Source organism: Vibrio sp. T9, assembly GCF_003123985.1.
In the GTDB taxonomy this organism is placed as follows: domain Bacteria; phylum Pseudomonadota; class Gammaproteobacteria; order Enterobacterales; family Vibrionaceae; genus Vibrio; species Vibrio diabolicus.
This window is the reverse complement of record NZ_NIGY01000026.1, coordinates 1-4,954: the sequence shown is the minus strand read 5'-3', so window position 1 is coordinate 4,954 and position 4,954 is coordinate 1. Positions and strand designations below refer to the sequence as shown.

Sequence of the window (4,954 nt, the reverse complement as noted above, 5' to 3'; positions counted from 1 at the left end):
TGTACTAACAAATTGCTTAAGAGTGATTCGTAACGCGTGGCATTTTTACTTTGCGGTGGCTTATGTGATTAAGGCGCTGTGCGGTAGCTTTTGTATTGCGTTACTCACACCTTAGCAAGGCGTTATAAAGATAGAGGAATACGTTAAGTGACAGAAACAATAATGGCTTACCTTGATGCAGGAAACTATGGTTATGTTTTTCTGTTTATTGCTATATCAATCGTCATTAACTTTGAAAAGATTCTTTCTACGTATTCAACCCATAGAAAACGCCGCTTAGATTCATTGGAGCGTTCAGTATCAATTGAAAGTTTAGATGAAAGGCTAAAGCGTCATTTGCATTCGGAGATTGAGATAGAAACTTTTTATCTTACTCATGGCGTGAGAGTTAGTCGTGTACTCTTAAACGGTATGTTAGATCTTAACGAAATCATTGGCACTCGGGTTTCGTTTAAGCACATAATTCGTTGTAGCCGATTACTTCCCAATCTCAAAGATGTTCATAAAGAGAACTTTCAAATTGCTATCGATAAATTTGATAAACTATATGCATATTATAATTTGGGGCTAGGTTTGCCGGGTTTTATTGGAGGGATAATATGGTTTGCTTACAGCATATCTCAAATAGTTACGTCGCCAAATTACCCAAGTTTAATCGTCTCTTGTTTCACGGTATTAGTCAGTTTCGCCATGTTGTTCCAAGGTGCTCCTTATATATCAACCAAAATTATTAATAGAGAGCTACGTGATTTACCTATGCGTGAGAGCGTTTAGTCATCTTTATAACAAACTGTTTAAGAGTGATTCGCAACGCGTGGCATTTTTACTATGCGTAGCGTTTGGTGTTTAAGGTGGTATGCGGCGGCATCGGTATTGCGTTGCTCACACCTTAACAGGGCGTTAGTTGCCAACGGGGAAAAATGCCACTTAAAGCAGAATATTTAGGGTTAATGTCTGTGTGTTTTGGGCTAGATTTTCGTATTTCAATTTCTAGTTATTTGGGGTTGTGAAAATCGTGTTTGGCTCCTTGTACGATTTGAGTTTTCTGTTTCAGACGCTGATTAGCTTGTTGAAAGTCTGCTCTGCTGCATTGTCGTTCCAAAAGGTTTGTTTGGTGTTCAAAGTCCGTTTTCTACGGCGTTGTAAATTCCAAGTGGTTTCAGTGACAGGCGCTTTTAAACTGCGCCTGATTTAAGTCCCTCAAAATACTAAATATGGGTGTTGGCAAAGCTGCAATCAACTTCAAGTTAAAGCCTTAGTATTGGCAACTAACAAACTGTTCAAGAGGGATTCACAACGCTTGGCGGTTTTGGTTTGAATTGGCTTTAGTGTTTACGGCACAATGGTTTAGGCTGGGGTGGTAGCGTTGTTCACCCCTTAACAGGGCGTTATACGCTTTATGAAAAATGATACAAAAAGGATGTTATGAAGTTATCTGAGTTACAAAGTCATATAAAAGAATTCGACTATGCGCCAGAGCGATCTGAACACTATTTTTTAAAACTAATCGAAGAAGTTGGCGAATTATCGGAATCTATTCGCAAAGGTAAACGTGGGCAGCCAACGCTAGATGAACTCAAAGGTTCAATCGCAGAAGAGTTATATGACGTCTTGTACTATGTTTGTGCTTTAGCCAATATTCATGATGTAAACCTTGAGAAAACGCATGAACTAAAAGAAGTTTTGAATAAGGTTAAGTACAACCGATAGGACGCGTATAACAAATTGTTCAAGAGGGATTCAGCACGCGTGGCATTTTTACTATGCGTTGGTTTAAGTGATTAAGGTGGTATGCGGTAGCATCGGTGTTGCGTGCTTCACCCCTTAACAAGGCGTTATGTGAACAAAACTGAGATTGATGTCGAGTTTATGAAAATATGATGCTCGACAGTTTCTGAACTGGAACAAATACTATTTCAAATTATAAGCTTGGAGCGTCAGCATTGTGAGGTTTGTTTTAGTTGCACTAACACTGAACCATTTCATTTACTTATATTTCGAGCACTTTATCGACGGTGTAATGAGTAACCCTAGCGAAGCAGGTCAAGCTCCTGGGTATGGGATGGTTTACTCATTGTTGCTCTTTCCTTTCCAGTTTTTCCTAGAGCTAGTATTAATTGTAGCTTTGCTGTACCAAACTTTAGTAGTTCGTCAATGGAAAGGGAGCATATGGTACTGGTCTCCTTTTTTATTAACGTTGCTTCTGATCCTAGATATTGGATACTGAGTTTGCATGTTCACATAACAAATTGTTCAAGAGGGATTCGCAACGCGTGGCATTTTTACTATGCGTTGGTGTTAGTGATTAGGGTAGTATGCGGCAACTTCGGTATTGCGTTGCTCACCCCTTAACAAGGCGTTAGTTGCACTCGATAATGGAGAGTTATGAGAGAAAACTGGGTTCGGTATGAAGATATCGAGGAAAAGCGAAATGGATATTACGTCGAGTATAGTCCTGTATTTACGGGGCAAGATTTCGCTAATTTAGTTATTTACATTCATGATCGGTCACTTAATTCGCAAATTGGCTCAATTGTCGACTGTGAGCTAAAGGTTTGGGCGAAAAAATACCCAACGCCAATTTTAACGATGGTCAAAACACTTGAGGAAGGTGTGTGGAAAATCAGGGAATTAGGTTCTGATTACTCGCTGTTATCCTATGTTGAAGACGGTAAAATCGTTCATTATGATGATAGTGCTCATGATTCGAGTAAACCTAATTTCGATTTAGTCTAAAGAAAAACTCTCACAAATATATTCGGGACTATCATACCGGACTTTAGGTGACGTAATTAAAAAACAAAATGAGCAGGCGAAAGGACGAAAATTACTTTTAGTGATGTTGACCTTTTGGTTTTGTGTCGTTCCTGCTCTCATTGCGTATTTGGGTTGGTCGAGTCAACTCTTCGCACTTATGGCTTTGGCTTATAGTTGGTATAAGGCATATAAAAAAGCACGAGAACTGTGGGGTATAAAGAAAAAATCACCAAGTGAGCTCCAAAAGCAAAAAGAGCAGCTCGAAAAAGATCATCATCATTATCATTGTAAAAAGAATCCCGAGGCGTTTCTTCGTTTAAAAATAGAAAACTTCAAGAATGATGAGGTCGCAAAAAACAAAAGTAAAATTGATAGTATGTACAACTAACAATCGCTTTAAGACGGATTCGCAACGCTCGGCGGTTTTGGTTTGATTTGGCTTTTGTGTTTACGGTGCAATAATTGAGTGTTGTAGTAGTGTTGCTCACCACTTAAGCGGGCGTTAGTACGGGGTTGGCATCAAAGGTTATAAGTTTTGGTGTTTATCTGTTTTAGCATTCGTCTTTACACCTTTCAGTTTGTACCTTTCACGTTCTTTCCGGTGGCACTATATGCGGAGTGTTCGTTTTGATTTCACCGTTTACGGTTTCTAACTTTTAGCCTATTTCTTTGGCGCTTCTTCTCTTTCGTGGTTTTCACTAAGTCAGAATTATCTTTCTTTGGTGTTGCCCTTGGAGTGTGAGGATCGAATCCTTTTATAATTTGGAGTGAGTGAAAGTAGGGGAGTTCAGTGCATTTTTCTTCTAGCCAACTTTCGTCTCTCAATGGCGGTAAAGTTTTGTAGCGGCCCGTCTCACTTCAGTGTTCAAAGCCTTTCATATCATGCCACTTTTCAATATCTTGGAGCGCATAAATAGAAGTGGCCCATGTACTAACAAATTGCTTAAGAGTGATTCGTAACGCGTGGCATTTTTACTATGCGGTGGCTTATGGTGATTAAGGCACTGTGCGGTAGCTTTTGTATTGCGTTACTCACACCTTAGCAAGGCGTTAGCTGTTTGAATCTACTTTTGAGCATTAGGCTGTTTTGTTGTTGCTTAGAATTCGCGTTTCGCATCGAAAAGTTGGAGCAGAGTTTCAATCTTACTAGGAAAGTAACTTATTCTATTAAGAATCAAATTTTTCATAGAAAGTTGAAGTAATTAAAGGGCTTCATAAGGTAAAGCATGAAATATGTAATTGTATTCCTATTCGCCTACTTGGGTTCCAGGTTGATTTTTAGCTTATTCAATTTCAGCTACAACATCATTTCAGATCCTTTTGACCTGACTAGTCTTCTAATAGACATCGGTGTGTTTTTGATGCTTTGGGTACTTGCAGATCTAGGTTTTAATAAGTTTGCAGGAAGACATCAGGTAACAAACAGCTAACAAGGCGTTTAAGGCGGATTCACAACGCTTGGCGATTTCAATTCAGGTTAGCTTAAGTGTTTAAGGTACAATGGTTTAGGTTTGGTGGATGGCGTTGTTCACCCCTTAACGCGGCGTTATGGCGCTTTACAGATCTGCGGAAAATAATCAGAAAGGAATTCGGAAAAAATGATACGTAATTTTTACACTTGTGATAAAGAAGTCGATGAAAATAGCCATGATGGAGAAGGTTCAATTGATATCTATCGTGCATTTAGGCGTAAAGATTTCGATGGTGCTTGGGATTTCGCTATCCGTGTAGTTATGCCACCAGGAAGTTCTATGGGTGAGCATACTCACGGAGACGATGAAGAAATGTATATCATTTTGAAAGGTGAAGGCACTATGACCATTGAAGGTGAGGAAATAAAAGTGACTTCAGGAGATATGATCGTTAATAAACGTTTTGGCACTCATGGTTTGGTTAATACATCGGCCAATGAAATTGAGTTACTTATCATTCAAGCAAGTCTAAAATAAATCACCATAACAAAGCGTTTAAGGCAGATTCGCAACGCTTGGCGGTTTCACTTCGACTCAGCATTTGTGTCTACGGTGTAAGGTTTTAGGTCGGGTGGTCGCGTTGCTCACTACTTAACGCGGCGTTATGTTTTTTGGGAGAAACGATGGAATTTAAGCTAGAAATCTATGCACCTGAAACAGAAGTTATAGCCATTCGTGATGTACTTAATTCAGTTGGCGCAGGTGTTGTGGGTGATTATGACAGC

General features: G+C 39.4%; 5 protein-coding genes and 1 pseudogene. All 6 read left to right on the top strand.

The window, feature by feature from the left end; translation table 11 throughout:
• Positions 1–147: 147 nt before the first annotated feature.
• The gene (locus CBX98_RS25055; RefSeq protein ID WP_025510797.1) at positions 148–774 is read left to right on the top strand and encodes a hypothetical protein; all 627 of its coding nucleotides are present in this window, start codon (positions 148–150) and stop codon (positions 772–774) included.
• A pseudogene (locus CBX98_RS26835) lies at positions 761–893 on the top strand (DUF3265 domain-containing protein). Before CBX98_RS25055 ends, CBX98_RS26835 begins: the two are co-directional and overlap by 14 nt.
• A gap of 532 nt (positions 894–1,425) precedes the next feature.
• On the top strand, positions 1,426–1,710 hold the full coding sequence (locus CBX98_RS25040; protein WP_109170517.1) for a MazG nucleotide pyrophosphohydrolase domain-containing protein: 285 nt from the start codon (positions 1,426–1,428) through the stop codon (positions 1,708–1,710).
• A gap of 675 nt (positions 1,711–2,385) precedes the next feature.
• Positions 2,386–2,736, top strand: a complete 351-nt coding sequence (locus CBX98_RS25025; protein WP_029858106.1) for a hypothetical protein — start codon at positions 2,386–2,388, stop codon at positions 2,734–2,736.
• A gap of 100 nt (positions 2,737–2,836) precedes the next feature.
• Positions 2,837–3,145 (top strand): hypothetical protein, encoded by a 309-nt coding sequence (locus CBX98_RS25020; RefSeq protein ID WP_146192909.1) that lies wholly within the window; start codon positions 2,837–2,839, stop codon positions 3,143–3,145.
• A gap of 1,210 nt (positions 3,146–4,355) precedes the next feature.
• Entirely contained in the window at positions 4,356–4,706 is a 351-nt protein-coding gene (locus CBX98_RS25005) for a cupin domain-containing protein (RefSeq protein ID WP_109170515.1), read from the top strand.
• The last annotated feature ends 248 nt before the right edge of the window (positions 4,707–4,954 follow it).